21 protein-coding genes are annotated in these 20009 nt (G+C 35.0%); 16 read left to right on the forward strand and 5 right to left on the reverse strand.

Going from position 1 to position 20009, the window contains the following annotated elements:
- Nucleotides 1-139 precede the first annotated feature (139 nt).
- Nucleotides 140-691: a DUF6252 family protein gene (locus G3A47_RS22020; protein WP_166926343.1), complete on the reverse strand. Its 552-nt coding sequence runs from the start codon at nt 689-691 to the stop codon at nt 140-142.
- A 191-nt stretch (nt 692-882) separates the two neighbouring features.
- Nucleotides 883-2766, reverse strand: a complete 1884-nt coding sequence (dnaK, locus tag G3A47_RS22025) for a molecular chaperone DnaK (protein ID WP_166926345.1) — start codon at nt 2764-2766, stop codon at nt 883-885.
- A gap of 360 nt (nt 2767-3126) precedes the next feature.
- Here dnaK and G3A47_RS22030 point away from each other — a divergent pair, with 360 nt between their 5' ends.
- The 12 genes from G3A47_RS22030 to G3A47_RS22085 all read left to right on the forward strand — a co-directional run bounded on the left by G3A47_RS22030 (nt 3127) and on the right by G3A47_RS22085 (nt 12845).
- Entirely contained in the window at nt 3127-3576 is a 450-nt protein-coding gene (locus G3A47_RS22030; protein WP_166926347.1) for a GNAT family N-acetyltransferase, read from the forward strand.
- Nucleotides 3577-3587: 11 nt separating this feature from the next.
- A complete protein-coding gene (locus G3A47_RS22035; protein WP_166926349.1) occupies nt 3588-3869 on the forward strand; it encodes a DUF1272 domain-containing protein in 282 nt (93 codons plus the stop codon).
- Between the two features lie 125 nt (nt 3870-3994).
- Nucleotides 3995-4501 carry a hypothetical protein gene (locus G3A47_RS22040; RefSeq protein ID WP_166926351.1) on the forward strand — a complete coding sequence of 169 codons (507 nt, stop codon included), beginning with the start codon at nt 3995-3997 and terminating at the stop codon, nt 4499-4501.
- A 63-nt stretch (nt 4502-4564) separates the two neighbouring features.
- A complete protein-coding gene (locus G3A47_RS22045; protein WP_166926353.1) occupies nt 4565-5242 on the forward strand; it encodes a hypothetical protein in 678 nt (225 codons plus the stop codon).
- A 196-nt stretch (nt 5243-5438) separates the two neighbouring features.
- Nucleotides 5439-5837, forward strand: a complete 399-nt coding sequence (locus G3A47_RS22050) for an NUDIX hydrolase (RefSeq protein ID WP_166926355.1) — start codon at nt 5439-5441, stop codon at nt 5835-5837.
- A 17-nt stretch (nt 5838-5854) separates the two neighbouring features.
- On the forward strand, nt 5855-7120 hold the full coding sequence (locus G3A47_RS22055; protein ID WP_166926357.1) for a Na+/H+ antiporter: 1266 nt from the start codon (nt 5855-5857) through the stop codon (nt 7118-7120).
- A gap of 56 nt (nt 7121-7176) precedes the next feature.
- A complete protein-coding gene (locus tag G3A47_RS22060; RefSeq protein ID WP_166926359.1) occupies nt 7177-8205 on the forward strand; it encodes a saccharopine dehydrogenase family protein in 1029 nt (342 codons plus the stop codon).
- A 159-nt stretch (nt 8206-8364) separates the two neighbouring features.
- Nucleotides 8365-8802, forward strand: a complete 438-nt coding sequence (locus tag G3A47_RS22065) for an acyl-CoA thioesterase (protein WP_166926361.1) — start codon at nt 8365-8367, stop codon at nt 8800-8802.
- Nucleotides 8803-8880: 78 nt separating this feature from the next.
- The gene (locus tag G3A47_RS22070; RefSeq protein WP_166926363.1) at nt 8881-9330 is read left to right on the forward strand and encodes a nuclear transport factor 2 family protein; all 450 of its coding nucleotides are present in this window, start codon (nt 8881-8883) and stop codon (nt 9328-9330) included.
- A 324-nt stretch (nt 9331-9654) separates the two neighbouring features.
- Complete coding sequence (locus G3A47_RS22075; protein ID WP_166926364.1) at nt 9655-10110, forward strand: SRPBCC family protein; 456 nt, start codon at nt 9655-9657, stop codon at nt 10108-10110.
- Nucleotides 10111-10127: 17 nt separating this feature from the next.
- Entirely contained in the window at nt 10128-11711 is a 1584-nt protein-coding gene (locus G3A47_RS23920) for a hypothetical protein (protein WP_243860551.1), read from the forward strand.
- Nucleotides 11712-11714: 3 nt separating this feature from the next.
- Entirely contained in the window at nt 11715-12845 is a 1131-nt protein-coding gene (locus G3A47_RS22085) for a serine hydrolase domain-containing protein (protein ID WP_166926366.1), read from the forward strand.
- Between the two features lie 53 nt (nt 12846-12898).
- On the opposite strand, the gene G3A47_RS22090 is transcribed toward G3A47_RS22085, so the two are convergent.
- A complete protein-coding gene (locus G3A47_RS22090; RefSeq protein WP_166926368.1) occupies nt 12899-13591 on the reverse strand; it encodes a hypothetical protein in 693 nt (230 codons plus the stop codon).
- Between the two features lie 601 nt (nt 13592-14192).
- On the opposite strand from G3A47_RS22090, the gene G3A47_RS22095 reads away from it, so the two are divergent.
- The 4 genes from G3A47_RS22095 (at nt 14193) to G3A47_RS22110 (ending at nt 17765) form a co-directional block, all read left to right on the forward strand.
- Nucleotides 14193-14582 (forward strand): DUF1398 domain-containing protein, encoded by a 390-nt coding sequence (locus tag G3A47_RS22095; RefSeq protein WP_166926369.1) that lies wholly within the window; start codon nt 14193-14195, stop codon nt 14580-14582.
- A gap of 136 nt (nt 14583-14718) precedes the next feature.
- Nucleotides 14719-15576: a sulfurtransferase gene (locus G3A47_RS22100; RefSeq protein ID WP_166926371.1), complete on the forward strand. Its 858-nt coding sequence runs from the start codon at nt 14719-14721 to the stop codon at nt 15574-15576.
- 324 nt (nt 15577-15900) lie between these two features.
- Nucleotides 15901-17142, forward strand: a complete 1242-nt coding sequence (locus G3A47_RS22105) for an ATP-binding cassette domain-containing protein (protein WP_166926373.1) — start codon at nt 15901-15903, stop codon at nt 17140-17142.
- Nucleotides 17143-17153: 11 nt separating this feature from the next.
- Nucleotides 17154-17765: a hypothetical protein gene (locus G3A47_RS22110; RefSeq protein WP_166926375.1), complete on the forward strand. Its 612-nt coding sequence runs from the start codon at nt 17154-17156 to the stop codon at nt 17763-17765.
- A 465-nt stretch (nt 17766-18230) separates the two neighbouring features.
- Here G3A47_RS22110 and G3A47_RS22115 read toward each other — a convergent pair whose 3' ends face one another.
- Nucleotides 18231-19274 (reverse strand): RluA family pseudouridine synthase, encoded by a 1044-nt coding sequence (locus G3A47_RS22115; RefSeq protein ID WP_166926376.1) that lies wholly within the window; start codon nt 19272-19274, stop codon nt 18231-18233.
- Nucleotides 19264-19887 carry a PASTA domain-containing protein gene (locus G3A47_RS22120; RefSeq protein WP_166926378.1) on the reverse strand — a complete coding sequence of 208 codons (624 nt, stop codon included), beginning with the start codon at nt 19885-19887 and terminating at the stop codon, nt 19264-19266. Before G3A47_RS22120 ends, G3A47_RS22115 begins: the two co-directional genes overlap by 11 nt.
- Nucleotides 19888-20009 lie beyond the last annotated feature (122 nt).

The following is a 20009-nucleotide window of genomic DNA, read 5'->3' on the forward strand; positions in this document are numbered from 1 at the left end:
GCATTACTTTTTTTAGAACTTTCCTTTCTGTTGACATAATTAATTGGATTGTAGTCAACCTTTTTCAGGACAAGACATAAAAAAAACAAACCCGACAGGTTTTTAAAACCTGTCGGGTTTAAATAAGTAAAAAATATCCTTATTTACCTTTAATAACGCTATAAGGCAAATTAGTAAAAACTCCATTTGTAACTTCAAAAACATCAGGAGCAACAATTTCAGTCTGGTAGACATTTTCTTTTTCAGCTCTAAAACTAAAGGTTCCAGAGACCGTTTTTTTCTCCGGATTCATAGCTGTAATTGTTATTTTTCCATATTTTTGAGAATGTCTTACATAACCTACTCCATCTATTAGGTAATAATTTAAAAACCACGCATTAGTATCAGTATCATTGTAAAAATACTCCTTTAATGGCATGGTATCATTACTTGATAAGCTACTTTCACATATTAATGACAGCGCTTGTGAATCATCATTAAAATATAGATTTAAAAGCTGCACTCCAACATTCGGAATATTTTGAACCAAAACAACTTTCTTAATTTTTGTTGCTTTCCATTCTTTACCATTAATAGTAGCTGAAACTGCTGCAACCTCATCTATATCTTCTTTTTTATCATCTGTATCGCTACTACATCCCATAAATAAAGCTGACACTAACAGCACTACTAATCCTAATCTTTTTTTCATAATTTAATTTTACATTATTTTTTGCGCAAATTAAACACTAAAAAACTTAACAAAATTGAGGGAAACCACATTTTTATTAAATAATAATAAAATCAAACCCGACAGGTTTTAAAAACCTGTCGGGTTTAAATATAAATAATAAAAAAACCGAGTCATTTCTGACTCGGTTTTCTACTATTATCGTAGGTAAATTATTTTACCTCTTCGAATTCAACGTCTTCAACATTGTCACCTTGAGACTGCTCTTGTTGAGGAGCCGCTTGTTGACCTTGTTCACCTTGAGCGTACATAGCTTCTGTAGCTGTTTTCCAAGCTGCATTGATGTTGTCAAGAGCAGTTTGAATAGCAGGAATGTCTTGAGATTGGTGAGCCATTCTCAATTCAGTTAAAGCGTACTCTACAGCAACTTTGTGATCGTCAGCTAATTTGCTTCCTAATTCTTTCAATTGACTTTCTGTTTGGAAAATCATGCTGTCAGCTTCGTTTAATTTCTCAGCTCTTTCTTTAGCGATTTTGTCAGCATCAGCATTAGCTTCTGCATCTTTTTTCATTTTTTCGATTTCTTCAGCTGTTAAACCAGAAGAAGCTTCGATACGGATATCGTGAGATTTTCCAGTTCCTTTATCAGTTGCAGAAACTTTGATGATACCGTTAGCATCAATATCAAAAGTAACCTCGATTTGAGGAACTCCTCTTGGTGCTGGTGGAATACCATCTAAGTGGAAACGACCGATAGTTTTGTTATCAGCAGCCATAGCTCTTTCACCTTGCAATACGTGAATTTCAACAGATGGTTGAGAATCAGCAGCAGTAGAGAAAACTTGTGATTTTTTAGTTGGAATAGTTGTGTTAGACTCAATTAATTTAGTCAATACACCACCCATAGTTTCGATACCTAAAGATAAAGGAGTAACGTCAAGTAACAATACATCTTTTACATCTCCAGATAAAACTCCACCTTGAATAGCTGCTCCAATAGCAACAACCTCATCAGGATTAACTCCTTTAGACGCTTTTTTACCGAAGAATTTCTCTACTTCGTCAGCGATTCTTGGCATACGAGTAGAACCTCCAACAAGGATTACTTCGTCGATATCAGATGTAGATAAACCTGCATCTTTTAATGCTTTAGCAACTGGTTCCATAGAACGTTTTACTAAAGAATCAGTCAATTGCTCAAATTTAGCTCTTGATAATTTTTTAACTAAGTGTTTAGGTCCTGAAGCCGTAGCTGTAACGTAAGGCAAGTTGATTTCAGTTTCTGAAGAAGAAGACAATTCAATTTTTGCTTTCTCTGCAGCTTCTTTCAAACGTTGCAATGACATTGGATCTAAACGTAAATCAATACCTTCTTCAGCTAAGAATTCAGTAGCCAACCAGTCAATAATTTCGTGGTCAAAATCATCTCCACCTAAGTGAGTATCACCATTTGTAGATAATACTTCAAATACACCGTCTCCTAATTCAAGAACAGAGATATCAAAAGTACCTCCACCTAAATCGTAAACAGCAATTTTTTGATCAGTTCCTTTTTTATCTAATCCGTAAGCAAGTGCAGCTGCAGTTGGCTCATTGATGATACGCATAACTTTAAGACCAGCAATTTCTCCAGCTTCTTTAGTAGCTTGACGTTGTGCATCGTTAAAGTAAGCAGGAACAGTAATAACCGCTTCAGTTACTGTTTGACCTAAATAGTCTTCAGCAGTTTTTTTCATTTTTTGAAGAGTCATTGCAGACAATTCCTGAGCAGTATACAAACGACCATCAATATCCACACGTGGTGTATTGTTGTCCCCTTTTACTACTTTGTATGAAACTCTTTTTGCTTCACCTGTAGTTTCAGCAAAAGTGTGTCCCATAAAACGTTTGATAGAAGCAATCGTTTTTGTAGGATTCGTTACCGCTTGTCTTTTTGCAGGATCACCCACTTTAATTTCTCCACCTTCAACAAAAGCGATGATAGATGGTGTAGTTCTTTTTCCTTCTGCGTTAGGGATAACAACTGCTTCGTTACCTTCCATTACAGAAACACAAGAGTTCGTCGTACCTAAGTCAATTCCGATTATTTTACCCATTTTTTATATAATTTATTTTTGATATACTAATTTTTAAACTCATGTGGCATAAGTCAATCTTTGTGCCAATATAAAAAACCAAAGTAAATTGTCAGTTTGCTATTGGCACAGCAAAAAAATATGACAACATGACATTTTTACAACCTGACACTTATGGCATATCAGTACTTTACGTGTCATTATCAGGAGCTCATTCCTGCTGTCTGCTGTATCTTTTCCTTGCTAAAGAAGCAAGAAAAAGGATGCCGCTCCCATCAGGGCTAGGGCGCTTGGTTGCATAGATAATTTATTTCATTATATATTTCAATACATGGAATAAACACTTTACATTAGTACATAAATAATTAAAACAATTATAAAATGACAAAAATTAGAAAAGCAACCATAGAAGATTTGAAATTGGCTGTAGCATTATTTGACCAATACAGAGTATTTTACGAAAATGAATCTGATAAAGAAAAAGCAGAAAAATTTATTTCTGAAAGACTCCAACTAAACGATTCTCAAATTTTTGTTGCTGAAACAAACAACCAGGACTTAGTTGGTTTTGTACAATTATATCCCCTTTTCTCTTCAACAAGAATGAAACGACTTTGGCTGTTAAATGATCTGTTTGTAGCTAACGAATACAGAGGAAAAGGAATTTCTAAACAACTTATCGACATCTCAAAAGAATTATGCAAACAAACCAATGCTTGCGGACTGCTATTAGAAACTGCAAAAACAAATGTTGTTGGTAATGCACTTTATCCAAAAGTCGGTTTTTCATTAGACAACGATCATAATTATTACTCCTGGGACAACGACTAAACCAAATTTAAATGTTAGAAATTAGACAAAATTGTGAAAATTGCGACAAACATTTGCCTAACGAATCAAATGAAGCTATGATTTGTAGTTATGAATGTACCTTTTGCACTGGATGTGTAGAAAATATTCTAAAAAATGTTTGTCCAAACTGCGGCGGAGGTTTTGAAAAAAGACCAACCAGACCACATAAACAATTAGACAAAAATCCTGTAAGCACCAACAAGATATTTAATCCAATTGAGTTCAATAAATTCTTAGAAGCAAATAAGGGCATTGATCCACGAAAAAGATAATCGCTCGTAGTCAATACAGGTTTGTCCTTTTTTTGTAGAAGTGCTAAATTAGGTATTTATACTTTCAATTCCACAACCAAGAGAAGCAGCGGAACGTTGATAACAAAATTAATAAATTATGTAAAATGAAGAAAGAAAAATTTATAGAAAATTTCAAACTCTTATTAGTAGACCTACATAATTTAACGGAACAATTTTGCTTTAATAAAATTTCTAAAAATTACACATTCGTTTTAGAACCAAATGAAAGAAGTGTTAGCAAGCATTTAACAGAAGATGAAAATGAGTATTTAAAAACCTGGAATGAGTTACAAAATGTAGAAATATCTTTTGACAAAGTAGTTGACTTACTTTATAAAAATGGAAAAACTCCAAAATGGGCTGATTGTTATGTTTATTTATCAAATTCAAAAAAAACTGTTATCAAGATTTATTTTAGTCGTCAATTTAAACAAGAAGAAGAAATCTATTATTTAGAAAGAGGAACTGGGCCATTTAAAGCTGTAGTAAACACTTCATCACAAAATGTAAAAAATTCAGATGGAAAGTTTGATGTGAATTGGAAAGCAAAACTTGAGAAAAGAAAATCTAAAAATTTGTTTTCAAAAATAAAAAGACTGTTTTCGAAGTGAAAAAAAACTACCAACAGCTTCAGCCTTGCAAAGCACTAAAACTTTTAAGCAAACCAAACAAAGATGAAAAAAAGCATACTACTATTGATCATGGCGACAACAGGACTTTTTTCCTGTAAACAAGGAAGTAATCCAACACCGAAAACAGAAGATACAAAAGCACTAAATTTAACGGAAAGTGCCCAAAGTCCAAAAACATCAAATACTCCTAAAGAAAAGTACATTGACACTAAATATGAGTATACTGATGCTACCGGAGCGCGTCTCATCATACAGAACAGCCTTCCGAAAGGCGGATTAAAATACACTGATCCTACTGGCAAGAACTATATCTATGTTGTATTCTGGACCCGAATAACTAATGAAACAATTCATCCTGTTGAACTAACACTTGATTTTCCCCTAGATTCCTTTGAACTTCCGGCTTCATCCGGAAATTACATGAAATTACGCCTTCCTTCCGACACCATAACAATTGACAAAGTACCCTTATTTGATTATGGTCTTGCAGTAAAATCATTTTTAGACAATGGTATTGATAAAGCATCTTCCTTAAAAAGAACTATCAATCCAAAAGAATCAAGCAGTTTTTACGTTGTAGCAATCTCTAATCTTGGAGTAAATGGCACAATACGGACCGGACTTCGCTTAAAAGAGCAAAATCTATTTTATAACGTAAACGGTAAAGAAATTCCGTGTGGGCAGCTTACTTTAAAAAATGCTATACCCAAAAGCTTCTAAGTTAACATCAACTTTGTTTTAAAAATATTCTTTCTGATACAGTCACTGATTCTTGTCATGCATTACTATTTTGATGAAAATCTTATTAAATCCAAGTACAAAAACTTAAAAATGATTCGTCAAATATCATATTTGTTGGGAAAACATTTTACATTTGAAAAAGACTAAACAAATAGTTTAAATAAAATAATTGTTAATGATTGAAATTGATAAGATTGCCTTAATTAAAATTGAAAACGGTCAAATTTTAAGTACAAAATCAAGAGGAAAAAACAAATACTATATTCCCGGAGGAAAAAGAGAAAATAACGAAACCGACGAAGAAACTCTGGTCAGAGAAATTCAGGAAGAGTTAAGTGTCGAAATCGTAAAGGACTCTATAAAATATGTCGGAACTTTTAAAGCACAATCAGATGGGGCTGCCGAAGGTGTTGTAGTAAAAATGACTTGCTACAATGCTGATTATTTAGGAGCTCTAAAGGAAAACAATGAAATTGAAGAAATCAGATGGCTAAACTATAAAGATCTGGAAATCATATCAGAAGTGGATAAGATCATTTTTAAACATCTGAAAGAAAATGGACTTTTAGTATAACTCTAAACAAAAACAGAATGGAAAACTACAGCATCATCATTTTTATTCTGGCTATCGTTATTGGGCTTTCTGCTTTTGCAGATAAAATAAAACTGCCCTACCCTATTTTACTTGTTATTGTTGGAATCGCAATTGGTTTTTTTTCGAATATGAATGAAATTGAAATTAATCCGGAAATTATTTTCCTGATTTTTCTACCTCCGTTATTGTATGATGCCTCTTTTAATATTACTCCGGATGTTTTTAAAGCCAATATCAATACCATCGGAACACTGGCCATTACATTGGTTTTTGTAACCACTTTAGGAATTGCCATTGTTGCCCATTACCTGATTCCCGGAATGACCTGGCCACTTTCTTTTGTACTTGGAGCTATTCTTTCCGCCACTGATGCGGTAGCAGCGATAAGTATTACTAAAGGACTAAAAATTTCACATAAAACCATCACTATTCTTGAGGGAGAAAGCCTCATAAATGATGCCTCCGCATTTGTAGCCTATCGTTTTGCCGTAGCCGCCGTAATGGGATCTGCATTTGTAATCTGGAAAGCAACTTTACAATTTATACTATTGTTGGGAGGTGGTTTTATGGTAGGTTTTGTAATAGCCAAAATCCTTGCTTTCATACTGACCAAAGTACATAAAAATGTAAACGTTACGGTCAGTTTCATGCTCTTAATGCCCTTTGTAACTTATCTTGTTGCTGAGCACCTGCATGTATCGGGAGTTATTGCTGTTGTAGTTTTAGGATTGTCAATTGCCAGATTCAGCAATAAAATTTTCCCCGAAAGCTTAAAAAACAACTCCAGAACAATTTGGGATATTATTATTTTCCTACTTAACGGACTAATCTTTATTTTAATTGGTCTTAATTTTAGGTATATCCTAAAAGAAATTGACGACGCTATGATTCTGCCATACATTGGTTACGCTGTAGTTATTACGATCACAGCGCTATTAATTAGAATGGGAAGGGTTTTTCTGCAAAAAATAAACCTCCAAAAAAACTTTCTAAATACAAAAGGAAAAAGAAAAGTAAGCGAACATGCTCTGCTAGACTTCAACAACAGCATTATCCTAAGTTGGTCCGGCATGAGAGGCATTGTTTCGTTGGCAATAGCCATCGGATTACCAAAATTTCTCCACGACGGAGCGCCATTCCCAGAAAGAAATGCTATCATTTTTATTTCCGTTGCCGTTGTAATACTAACACTAATTGGTCAGGGTCTCACCTTACCGTGGATTGTAAAAAAGTTAACCCCAAAAAATAATAACCATCCTTAAAATAACTACTTTTAATACACTACTAAAACAACTACCTAACAAACCGACTACCAATTATGGAAAATAAAATTGCAATTTATGGTGCCTATGGACACACGGGGAAATTTATTGTCTCTGAACTTTACAGACAAGGTTACAAAAATCTTATTCTTTCCGGGAGAGATCAGGAGAAACTGGTCCTTTTAAATCAGGAACATCCCGATTTAGAAAGTAAAGCAGCAGATATTCACGATCCTCAAAGCTTAGACGATGCATTTTCCGATGCAGAAATTATCATCAACTGTGCTGGCCCTTACTTAGATACCGCAGAACCCATAATTAAATCTGCTTTGCGATGCGGCAGTCACTACATTGATTTAACGGCTGAGCAAAAACCGGTTTTAGATATATTCGAGCAGTTTTCTGAACAGGCAAAAAACGATAAAATCCTAATAATTCCTGCCTCTGCCTTCTACGGTGGATTAGCCGACTTACTAAGTACTGCTCTAACTCACGACTGGAGTCAGATTGATGAAATAAATGTCTACATCGGACTGGATTCGTGGTACCCAACAAAAGGAACAAGACTAACCGGGGACCGAAATCACTATAAAAGACTAACCTTCAAAGACAATCGTTTACAAGAACTTGAAGCGAGTCCTTCGCAAGAATGGGATTTCGAAAACCCGATTGGCATTAAAGAAGTTGTTGCCTTACCGCTTTCTGAAATCATTACAATTTCCCGCCATTTAAATGTGAGTGGCGTTAATACCTATCTTAGTCAAAACTCTTTGAGTGACCTTAGAAACAATGATACTCCGGAGCCCAAACCAATAGACGAAAAAAACAGATCGGCACAACAATTTTGTGTAGTTGTTACAGCAACAAAAGACAACAGCATAAGAACTATTACTGCTCAGGGACAGGATATTTATGCCGTTACAGCTCCTTTAGTAGTCGAAGGAATAAATAGAATTTTGTCCGGCAGAATAAAGAAAACAGGTGTAACAACCATGGGCGAAGTATATGATGCTGCCGATTTTTTACAATCTTTAGACGAAGATGACATTAAAATATCGGCCATAAAAGAATCCCAACTGATTTAAAAAACACATTAACCCGTTAGGTTTCACAAGATACTTTAAGTTTTTATAAAGAACTATTCCCGTTTTTCTTTGTACTTTCGATCTCTAATAATAATCGTTTTTCCGAGTAATCGATCTCAAAAAAACAGTTTAGAATAACAATAAAATTAAAACAAACAAATGGTTTCATTTACTAAAGAATTATCTTTTCGCTGGTCAGATCTTGACCCAAATTTTCACGTTCGTCATAGTGCTTATTACGATTTTGGCGCACAACATCGTATCGAAGTATTAGAGCAATTAGGTTTAACATTAAGAATAATGCAGACAGAAGGTTTTGGTCCAATCTTATTTAGAGAAGAATGTGTTTTTAGAAAAGAATTAAAACTTTCAGACAAAATATTCATTCACACCAAAACTTCAAAAATGAAAGCCGATGCTTCACGCTGGTCAATCATTCACGAATTCAGAAAGGAAGACGATACGCTTTGTGCCGTTATTACAGTTGATGGTGCGTGGATGGATACTAAATTGCGTAAACTGGCTTCTCCAACTCCGAAAATTGCTGTTGAGGCTTTGAGTATTTTTCCAAAAAGTGAAGATTTCATTAATCTTTAAATCACTTGCTATGAAATAATTGACTCCATTATGTACTTACAGTTAATTAATATCTAAACCATAATTAAAACTATAACTATGAAAAAAGTAATCTTAAGTTTTTTTACACTTTTAATATTAATCGCTTGTAACAATCAAAAACCACAAAATATGGAGTCAAAAAACGTAGCGCTAGTCAAACAGTATTTCGATCATTTTAATAAACATGATTGGAAAAAAATGTCGGAAATGTATAGCCCTACAGCCGATTTTAAAGATCCCTCACTTGGAACAGGGATTGTAAAGCAAACTCACGCTGAAATCGTAAAGAAATACAGCGAACTTAGTCAGATGTTTCCGGATCTTAACGATAAAATCATTCAGATATATCCTTCGGGAGAAAATCATGTAATTGTCGAATTTGTTTCTTCGGGAACTGCTGAAGACGATTCTAATTTCGAACTCCCAATCTGTACTATTTTCACAATAGAAAACGGTTTAATCACAAAAGATTTTACGTACTACGATAATTTCGATGATACGCCGTAACTGTAAACTGAATAAATTTGTAAAATGTATATTTAACTGATATACAGAATACAAAAAATACAATTACAGCAAATAGTCAAGTCATTAGAATTTAAACACATAAAACGCTTTGTTTTTATTTTCAAAAAATAAGTTCTGCTGTGCTTGCCATTTTTTTTCACGCAGATTTAGCAGATTTATCCAGATTGCTATTATTAAGAATCAAAAAAAATCTCCTTAATCTGCAACACAAACGATAGTGAACAGGCGAAGCAAATTTGCGTGTATAAAAGAAACTTAATACTTGTATGTGTTAACCTAACGAATCATTAAATTCAAAAAAAAATGAGTGATGCTATTATTTCTACAACGCCTGAAACGGAGATTGTAACAATCAGAATACTTAATTTTCCTAAAGTAATGGTTTATAAAGCCTGGAACGAACCGGAACATCTGAAAAAATGGTGGGGACCAAAAGGTTTCACCAATACTTTTAACGAGTTTGATTTTCGTGAAGGAGGCAAATGGAGTTTTATCATGCACGGTCCTGACAAAGGAAACTATGCCAACGAATGCGAATTTATCAAAATAGAAGAACCTAATCTTATCGCCTGGAAACGTTATTCAAAGCCCCTTTTTCAGATTTTAGTGACCTTTGAAGCTATAACTGCAAGCCAGACAAAAGTAGTTTTCAAAATGCTCTTCAATACCATAGAAGAATGCAATAAACTAAAACCTTATGTGGTTGATAAAAATGAAGAAAATTTCGACAGACTAGAAATTGTATTATCCAATATATGAACAAAATAACCCGCTTTTTGCTAACAATATTTGCATTGCTTAGCATAAAAACTACTATCTCCGCCTGCACCATTTTTATGGCCAACGACGGCAAACACGTATGGATTGGAAATAATGAGGATGAAAGTACAACAATGAAGTATCGTCTTTGGTACTTTCCTAAACAAAAACAAGCATACGGTTATATGACCTGGTCGGAACTGTATCCGCAACACGAAGCTGATATGTATAAATACCCTCAGGGCGGCATGAATGAACATGGTTTGTTTATGGATTATACAGCCATAAACGAAATACCGGTTATTCTAAATCCATCAAAAAAGAATCGCGAAGAAGAAGTGGTAAATGATCTGTTAAAAAACTGCAAAACGGTAGAAGAAGCGTTACGATTTATCAGCCAATTCAACCTGGTAAAACTCGCCGGTGCTCAACTCTTTATTGGAGATGCTACAGGTGATTATGCGACAGTACATGGAAATTATGTGGTACAAAAATCTGCCCCTTGCTTTGCACTCACTAACTACTCTATCAACAACGGTCATACCGAATCCTGCTGGAGAAGAGAGGCAGCAACTTCGTATATGAGTAATACAACTGCATTTCAGCTAAAAGATATTACTGCAATATTGTCTAAAACGGCTCAAAGACCTGTTCCATCAGACAATATTGTGACCAATTATTCTATAGCGATTGATCTGAAGAAAAAAGAAATCAATCTTTTTTTCAAGAGAAATTTCAATCATAAAGTTTCTATTTCACTTGACCGGGAATTAAAGAAAGGAAAGCACTTCATAGATATGGTTACTTATTTTCCTGAGAAAAAAACAAACATACTCGCCCCTAACTTTATCAAAGTTGATACTCCCGCACCGGATAGCTTAACCCTTGCAACTGCAAAAAATCAATTGAATAATTTAGCAGCAGATGACTATCTAAAAAAAACATACCAACAACTGCCTTATCGTTTATTGTTACCTAAAAAACAAGAAGCTAATCAAAAATATCCTTTGGTAATTACGTTTCATAATTCATTCCGTATAGGGGACGACAATGAAAAACAACTGGAGCCATTGGCTCGCATTTGGCTCCGTGACGAGATTCGAAATCAATATCCCGCCTTTATTGTCGCACCGCAATTCAAACAACGTTCTTCCAATTACACAGAAGATCCAGACTCTGTTTTATTAACCGCCAAACCTTCAGAAGAGGTGCAAACTGTACTAAAACTAATTGACAGCTTATGCGTGACTTATCCAGCTATTGATAGAAACCGCATTTATCTTGCGGGCTTTTCTATGGGCGCCTCTACCGCCCAAAATCTAATGAGCCGCGCACCCGAAAAATTCACAGCTCTTTTATCTATTGCTGCTGTACCCGATTTTTCTGCCGTTGATCAACTAAATAGGAAACCCGTCTGGTTAATACACGGAGAGAAAGACACCGAAAATCCCTATGCAGGAAGTCTTGCTTTGTACAAACTACTAAGCAAAAATAAAAATCTAAAATTCTCGAGCTACACCCATTATAGCCATAATGATATTGTTTTTCCCTTTTTATTGAATGATGATCTGCCAAAATGGTTGTTTGAACAAAAAAAGTAAACCATGAAAAAATCACACTACTTAGCTCTTCTATCGACCGCTTTTTGTTATGCTCCAATTTTTGCTCAAACAAATAGTGCTGTTTCAACAGACAATACATTGAAAACTAAGCTGGATTCAGTCGTGGACTATGCCGTAAGAATTTATTTAGAGGACAGTAACACAAATGGCGTTTCAATTGGCATTATTAATAAAAAACAAAGCCATAGCTACAACTATGGAAAAATAAGCCAAGCCACTGCCAATGACTTTTATAATATTGGTTCTGTTGCCAAAATTTTCGTTACCACCATTCTTGCACAAGCGGTTATAGATAAAAAAGCCAATCTAAATGACGATATCAGAAAATTTCTGCCCGGCTCCTATCCCAATCTTCAATACAGGGGTGAACCCATTCGGTTGGTAAATCTAGCCAATCACACCTCCGGTTTACCAACTACATTTAAAACCTTTTCACCTGCCATTAAGGATAGTCTGAAAAAACTAGACATCAAACAACAACTACATTTTTATGCCTTGTATAGCGCTGATCATTTGCTTACTGATTTGCATTCAGTTAGCATTGACACGATACCCGGTACAAAATACCAATACAACAGCAGTGCAATGAAACTTTTAGAATTATTGCTTGAAAGAATTTACCATAAACCGTATGAAGAAATTGTAACAACCTATTTGCAGACACATCTAAATATGTTTAATACAAAACCTTACTTAACCGATGTTGAAATTAAAAGAGCAGTACAAGGATATAATAACAATCAAAAACCTCAACCTTTTCTAAATCTGACCGGATATTATTTTGGACCAACAATGAACACCACTATAAATGACATGCTTACATTTTTAAATGCAAATCTCTCCCGTACAGATAAAGCTATAAACCTTACACATAAAATCACTTATAAAAAAGATAACGGTTTGGCATTGGGATTAGGTTGGATGATAGCAAATGACAATAAAGGAGAAAGATACATTTACCATGATGGTAATACTAAAATAGGATACAACACGCTTTGCATCTTTTACCCAAAAAGCATGTTGGGATTCATCATTATTGCAAATGACACCGTTAGTCAGGAAAGAGTCGCCCAGATTGAAAATACTATTAAAACGATGCTTAATGACGATTGAAATGAATTTTGTTAATACATAATAATCTAAGCAAAGTCCAAACAATCTCTAATCTACTGAAACTTCAACCCGAAATTTACTTTATCAAAGGTTGTACTGCAGGAAACCGCAAAACGACCGATATTTACCGTTCCGAAAATCCCCTCTTCACCATGACCGGAATAGAATCCCCCTGCAGCAAAGCGATCGTTCTGATATTTTAAAGCAATATCATTAACTCTGCTGCTTAGTTGTCCAAAAGCAATTACATGTGGTACAATTTCATAACTTGCAAACACTTTTGGAACCAGCTTTTTGTAATAATCGAAACTTTCTTTGGTATCATAACTGATACTCGTCGAATGCAGATTTTCGAGACTTCCGCCAACAAAAGTGTTTTCCTTAAAATGCCAGGACACACTAAACCCCGTAAAGGTTCCGTCATAACCACTACGGGACTCTAAATAGCCAATTGCAATAGTGGCTCTGAACTTATCACATATCTTTCCGATATAACCAACATAAGTTCGATCAATTTCAGATTTGTCGATGCCGGCTCCTAAAATAACATCGTCTTCGCACATCGCAAGTGCGTACTGAAAGTAAGTTGAATATTGATTTTCATTGCCCGCAACGACGCTTCGCCCTTTATCAAGATCGATGTTTGGTGAAATTAAGGTCGAGTTTATAACGGCAAAATCAAATGTATTGATTTCCTGGGCAAATGTGGGAGCTGTCAACAGGAGTAGAAGTATTGTTCTTTTCATAATATCAATTTTAGCTTACAATGTTCTACTATTAAATTTACGAAAAACCTTGCTATTTTTAAAAAATAACCTTTGAAATGCATTATTTCTCGTCAAAATACAGCATTTTAAACACCCAACAATCAACATTTTAGCAAAATCAAACTAAAAATAAACTTACAAAAACAAGAAACAATCCCGATTCCCAATATTTTACTTTTTGAGATAACTTTAAGATTTTAATCTTTGTTTTAAAAATGGTTCTTTCTAATTTTATGACTAATTCAAGTTACTAGTTGTGAAATTTGAAATGTAAAATGTGATATGCTAGTCTGAAAAGGCAAATACTGTACTTCAGTAATCTGACACAATTATATGTTCGTACAATGTGAGATAGTAAATCAATTAAACAACACTTATTACTTATTACTTTTCACATTTTACAATATACATTTTACAATATACATTTTACAGTATACATTATTATTCAACTAGCAACTTGAGTTAATTATCAATTCAACAAGTGCTATAAAACAAAAGTGTTATTGTCTTTTTTAATCTAATTTATAGAACCATTAATTGTATTTTTGAAACCTAGTACCAATCTTAAAAAACCAACAATATGTTTACAATCGAACAAATAAAAGAAGCGCACTCTAAAGTAAAAACCGGTGCAGATTTTCCGAACTATATACAAGACTTAATTATTCTGGGTGTTAAAGGATATGATACTTTTGTGCACGATGGTCATGTCGAATATTACGGCGTAAACAATTACAATGTCACCGCTGATGAAAAATATCCTGAAATTAAAGTGGCCAACTCCCCTAACAAAGAACTTTTTATTGAGTTTTTAGTCCAACATCAGCATGGCGAAACCGATTATATGACATTCTGCAGCCACTCTGCACAATGTGGTATCGCAAAATGGCGTGTTGACATTGTAGAAATGACCTGTACTTATTTTGATCAATCAGGAAACGAAATCCTAATCGAAAAAATTCCAGGTTAATTTTAATTAATCAATTAAAAGCTGCCGTTTTAGATCAAAACTAAAAATCAGTTCTCCGAAAAACACCCCTAATCAATTCGTGCAATTGCTTCGCCTGTTCGCTATCGCTCGGGTTGCCGCAAAAAACCATTCACAGATGTCAAATAAAATTTCGTCCCTCATAAGTCCCGAAGAACTAGTAGCATTACATTCTTCACAGAATATAATCTTAATAGACGCCAGAGCAGGAATTAATGCTGAAGAAAATTACAACAACGAACACCTTAAAAGTGCTCGTTTTGTTGATTTAAACCGGGATTTAGCCACAGTTAAAACAGACCCCGCAGATGGTGGAAGGCACCCGCTGCCGTCTTTCTCTAAACTTTCAGAGGTACTTGCAAAACTTGGTATTTTGCCATCAAGCCACATTATAATTTATGACGATAAAAACGGATCCAATGCTGCCGCACGATTTTGGTGGATGCTGAGGTCTGTTGGACACGAAAAGGTACAGGTTTTAAATGGTGGTTTGCAGGAGGCTAAAAAAATTGGTTTCCCAATAAGTTCAGAAACGGAACACTTTGATACAGTAGAAAATTATCCGATTACAGAATGGCAATTGGGTTTAGCCGACATAAATAAAATAGAAATAGCCCGAAATAACGACGAATTCATAGTAATTGATGTTAGGGATAAAAATCGTTTTGATGGCCTCACAGAACCTTTGGATTTAATCGCAGGACATATTCCCGGAGCCATCAATGTTCCTTTTAGTGAAAACTTAGACGAAAATGGCTTTTATCACCCTGCTGAAACCTTAGCTAAAAAATACAGTGCCATCTTAGGCCCTATAAAACCGGAAAATACAATTGTACATTGCGGCTCAGGTGTTACAGCCTGTCATACTTTATTAGCCATGGATTACGCCGGAATTCCAATTCCACAACTTTATGTTGGATCCTGGAGCGAATGGTCCCGTAACGATCATCCAATGGCAACCAAGGAAAACAAGTAACTCGTTGGCTCCAATCACATTAAAATTATATTTAACACATAGGCGAAAAGTTTTTTGCACGCAGATTTAGCAGATTAAAGTGATATTCTTGCTTTGTTATTTTGATAAAAACGATTTGAATAAATCTTCGCGAAAAAAGTATTTAAATGAGAAATACAATTTCTATCACATAGCCAGACTATGAGGTCTTCGACTTCGCTCAGACTGACAATTGAAATTTTAAACAAGTGAAACGCCTTTTACACATTGCTAAAAACTATGTCTCTATGTGTTAAAAAATAATCGCCCACAATAGGCACCAATTAATCTATTAAAAAAATAAAAATGCAACATTGGGATATCCTTTTATCAAATAAAGTAAACAAAAAAGCTTTTATAGATACTTTACTTTCAGGCACTATCGAAGGAGAACTGGCTGTTTTTAACCATCAGAAAGGCATTCTTTTTTCCGATATGGCGATTGAGAAATTTATCGAGAAAGAATACCAATATGACATTGTAGAAGCCTCGCCGGATTCACACCGCCAGTTGCGAACCTTTTCTTCGGGTGAACGCAAAAAAGAATTTCTTAGATACTGCATCAATCAAAAACCTGATTTTATCATCTTTGATAATCCTTTTGATCATTTAGATCAGGCCTCCCGAGTTATTCTAGCAGAATCCTTAAAGAAAATGACTGATACCATCGCCATTATCCAACTGCTCAATCGCTTTGTTGATGTGCTTGATTTTGTTCCGAATAAAGCCCAGATTAAAGACAATACGTTTGTTTTGCATCCGCTTTTAAAAGTCGAAAGCCATTTCAAGACATTACAAACCACTTCAATTCCAAAAGCCATAGAACCACATTCGTTTCAGGAAAGCGTCTTGATAAAACTGGACAATGTTTCTGTTAGTTATGAAGAAAGAAAAATTGTAGATCAGATCTCTTGGGTTATAAAACCAGGTGAGTTCTGGCAACTTATCGGACCTAATGGCTCCGGAAAAAGTACTATTTTATCTTTAATTACAGGAGACAATCCGAAAGGATTTGGTCAGGAATTATTCTTATTTGGAAGAAAAAAAGGAACAGGAGAAAGCGTTTGGGACATTAAAAAACAAATCGGAATCTTCGCGACTTCTATGACCGATTTATTTCAAAAAGGCCATACGTTAGAACAAATGATCCTATCCGGCTTTTTCGATTCTATCGGATTGTATACCGAACCCACAACACTACAGAAACAAAATGTGGCACAGTGGCTTGAGGTTATCGAAATGAGTCACTTAAAAAACAAACGTTTTACCGAACTCTCTATCGGCCAGCAAAGAGTTGCACTGATTGTTCGCGCTGTTATAAAACACCCGCCTTTATTAATTTTAGACGAACCTGTTGAAGGTTTGGACGACGAAAATGTAGATTTGGTGATTCAGCTTATCAATACTATAAAACAGGAAACCAGTGTAGCGATTGTATATGTTTCGCATCGTATCGAACCCGGTCTCGCTCCTACTTCTGTTTTTGAATTAGTACCAACAGCAACAGGATCAATAGGTAAAATAAAATACCATTCCGAGCCAAACTGAAATCTCTATTTATGAAATTTAAATATCTTTTACTCTTCCTGTCGCCATTATGGCTGCTTTCTTGCTCCAGTACAATTTCAACGCCAAAAAAAGAATACCATTTGACTAAGGCATCCCAACTCAAATCCGGTTGGCAACAAGATCCAAAAAGTTGGATCGTACAAAAAGACACTTTAATTGGCCGTGGAGGTCCTATGGCCTGGAGTGTTATGGAATCTAAAAAACAGCTTCCCAAAAATTACGAAATCGATCTGAAAGTCAATATGACAAAAGAATCTTTATTTGAAATCATGTTGCATATCGATAAGGAAAAATACATCAGAACTTATCTGTACCGAATCGAGCAAAAAATTATTATTGGCAGAGGCAAATACATCAAAGGAAGTAATGAATACAACAAACATGGTGGTCCAAGTTTATTTAAAAAGCCAATAAATTTGCAAAACGACCATTGGTATGCAGTCAAAATTCGGGTTTTAAACAATCAATTGTTTTTTTCTGTAGATAATGATACTCAATTGGAATGTTCCATAGAGAAAAACAATCTAAGTCAACATGGAAAATTAGGTTTCATAACCAATGGGGGAGTTAAGATAACCGACTTGGTTGTGAAAAGTATATAAGCCACCCATATGGGTATTTTTTTTTTAACACATAGAGACATAGTTTTTAGCAATGTGTAAAAGGCGTTTCACTAATTTAAATCCGCATAGTTGGACTATTTGATAGAAATGTATTTCTTTAAATATTTCTAACACAAAATGAACTTCGGAGAAACGACATGTTTATAACAAATATTTCCAAAGCAAAATGAGCTTCAGAGAAGCGACATATTTATAGCAAAATATTTCCAACGCAAAGAGAGCTTCAGAGAAGCGACATGTTTATAGCAAATATTTTCAACGTAAAGAGAGCTCCGTAGGTGCGACATCTAAATTTGCTATGCCGCTCCTCCGGAACTTAATATCATTATTATCAAATTCTATCTATAAATATATCGCCCCTCCGGGGCTTTTTTATTCTACATAAACAAAAAAAGTCGGAAGATAAATCTTCCGACCTTAACTACCTTGCGGGCTTTCTATTTTTTAATTCTCTTCGTCTTCTGTGTTATGCGATTTCGAATAATTTCTCCATTTTTCGATGCAATCTTTAAAATCATCAGGAAGTTCGGTATCAAAACGCATCATTTCTCCAGTATTTGGGTGTACAAAACCAAGTGTTTTGGCATGCAACGCCTGACGAGGTAATGCTTTAAAACAGTTATCGATAAATTGTTTGTACTTCGTAAAGGTGGTTCCTTTCAAAATCAAATGTCCCCCGTAACGTTCGTCATTAAACAACGGATGTCCGATATGTTTCATGTGGGCACGTATTTGGTGTGTTCTGCCTGTTTCTAATTTGCAGGAAATAAGCGTAACATAACCAAAACGTTCCAGAACTTTATAATGTGTAATCGCAGGTTTCCCTATTTCAGGATCAGTAAAAACGGCCATTTGCATACGGTCTTTTAAGTGTCTGGCCAGATTTCCTTCGATAGTTCCGGTTTCTTCCGCTACATTTCCCCAAACAAGAGCGATGTACTCCCGTTCAGAAGTTTTTGCCTCAAATTGTTTGGCTAAATGTGTCATGGCAGCTTCTGTTTTAGCCACAACCAAAAGCCCCGAAGTATCCTTGTCAATACGATGTACCAATCCCGGACGCTCACTACTGTTCATTGGCAGATTATCAAAATGATGTGCCAAAGCATTTACCAATGTTCCGGTATAATTTCCGTGACCCGGATGCACTACCATCCCCGGCTCTTTGTTGATTAGTAACAAAGCATCATCTTCATAAACAATATTCAACGGAATATCTTCCGGAAGAATATGATTTTCAAACGGCGGGTGCGATAACATTACCGTCACCACATCAAATGGTTTTACTTTATAATTTGATTTTACCGGAATATCATTTACAAAAATGTTTCCATCAGTAGCTGCGTTCTGAATCTTATTTCGGGTCGCATTCTGAATCAAATTCATTAAATATTTATCAATACGCAATAGCGCCTGACCTTTAGGGACTTCAAATCTGAAATGCTCGAATAACTCGTCTTCCAGATCTAAATTTTCAATATTATTGTTCATCTTTTGGGGTTTCAGTTGGTGGCACAGCTAAACTATCTGTCGCCTGACTGTCATCTGCATACGTTGCTTTTCCGTCTCCTAAAACCAAATCAATCTTAGAAGCCTTCAATACACGATCACCTACTTTTAAATTTCTTCCTTTGTAACGCATCTCCAAAACCATATCTTTTCCAAGGTTTGGAATATAAGTAATTGTTCCTGCTTCAAGTCCTAAAGCTTTTAGAGTAGGAACTGCTTCACGATACGTTTTTTCTATTAAATCCGGAATTCGAACAGACGAAAACCCGGATGCATTAATTTTTATATATATTTTTCTACCAACTTTTACCTTTGTTCCAGGTAATGGATCCTGCTCTACTACACTGTATTTCGGAAATTCACTTCTGTAATCAACGCTATCCAAAAGCACGTAATCTAAGTCCAGATCGTCTAATTTTGCTTCAACTTGCTCTTCTGTTAATTTAGATAAATCCGGAACAGCAATTTCATGTCCATGATCAGTTGTAAAAGTCAACCAATGCATAAACAAATAACCTAAAACTGCAATAATAGCAGCCGCACCTAAAACTTGTAAAAAGAACACACGGCTTGTTAAATACTTACGTAAACTCATAAAATTATTTTTAGTTGTGGCAAAGATAAACCTATTTCGTTTCAAAAAAAATGATAATTTTGTTTAAAACAAGAAAGCGCTCCATACACATTATTAGAAGGAGCTGTTCCCTTATGGGACTT

It is taken from the genome of Flavobacterium poyangense (assembly GCF_011751075.1).
Lineage (GTDB): Bacteria > Bacteroidota > Bacteroidia > Flavobacteriales > Flavobacteriaceae > Flavobacterium > Flavobacterium poyangense.

Coding starts and splice junctions, on each gene's coding strand:
- G3A47_RS22020 (WP_166926343.1), bottom strand. CDS start 691: ATGAAAAAAAGATTAGGATTAGTAGTGCTGTTAGTGTCAGCTTTATTT.
- dnaK (WP_166926345.1), bottom strand. CDS start 2,766: ATGGGTAAAATAATCGGAATTGACTTAGGTACGACGAACTCTTGTGTT.
- G3A47_RS22030 (WP_166926347.1), top strand. CDS start 3,127: ATGACAAAAATTAGAAAAGCAACCATAGAAGATTTGAAATTGGCTGTA.
- G3A47_RS22035 (WP_166926349.1), top strand. CDS start 3,588: ATGTTAGAAATTAGACAAAATTGTGAAAATTGCGACAAACATTTGCCT.
- G3A47_RS22040 (WP_166926351.1), top strand. CDS start 3,995: ATGAAGAAAGAAAAATTTATAGAAAATTTCAAACTCTTATTAGTAGAC.
- G3A47_RS22045 (WP_166926353.1), top strand. CDS start 4,565: ATGAAAAAAAGCATACTACTATTGATCATGGCGACAACAGGACTTTTT.
- G3A47_RS22050 (WP_166926355.1), top strand. CDS start 5,439: ATGATTGAAATTGATAAGATTGCCTTAATTAAAATTGAAAACGGTCAA.
- G3A47_RS22055 (WP_166926357.1), top strand. CDS start 5,855: ATGGAAAACTACAGCATCATCATTTTTATTCTGGCTATCGTTATTGGG.
- G3A47_RS22060 (WP_166926359.1), top strand. CDS start 7,177: ATGGAAAATAAAATTGCAATTTATGGTGCCTATGGACACACGGGGAAA.
- G3A47_RS22065 (WP_166926361.1), top strand. CDS start 8,365: ATGGTTTCATTTACTAAAGAATTATCTTTTCGCTGGTCAGATCTTGAC.
- G3A47_RS22070 (WP_166926363.1), top strand. CDS start 8,881: ATGAAAAAAGTAATCTTAAGTTTTTTTACACTTTTAATATTAATCGCT.
- G3A47_RS22075 (WP_166926364.1), top strand. CDS start 9,655: ATGAGTGATGCTATTATTTCTACAACGCCTGAAACGGAGATTGTAACA.
- G3A47_RS22085 (WP_166926366.1), top strand. CDS start 11,715: ATGAAAAAATCACACTACTTAGCTCTTCTATCGACCGCTTTTTGTTAT.
- G3A47_RS22090 (WP_166926368.1), bottom strand. CDS start 13,591: ATGAAAAGAACAATACTTCTACTCCTGTTGACAGCTCCCACATTTGCC.
- G3A47_RS22095 (WP_166926369.1), top strand. CDS start 14,193: ATGTTTACAATCGAACAAATAAAAGAAGCGCACTCTAAAGTAAAAACC.
- G3A47_RS22100 (WP_166926371.1), top strand. CDS start 14,719: ATGTCAAATAAAATTTCGTCCCTCATAAGTCCCGAAGAACTAGTAGCA.
- G3A47_RS22105 (WP_166926373.1), top strand. CDS start 15,901: ATGCAACATTGGGATATCCTTTTATCAAATAAAGTAAACAAAAAAGCT.
- G3A47_RS22110 (WP_166926375.1), top strand. CDS start 17,154: ATGAAATTTAAATATCTTTTACTCTTCCTGTCGCCATTATGGCTGCTT.
- G3A47_RS22115 (WP_166926376.1), bottom strand. CDS start 19,274: ATGAACAATAATATTGAAAATTTAGATCTGGAAGACGAGTTATTCGAG.
- G3A47_RS22120 (WP_166926378.1), bottom strand. CDS start 19,887: ATGAGTTTACGTAAGTATTTAACAAGCCGTGTGTTCTTTTTACAAGTT.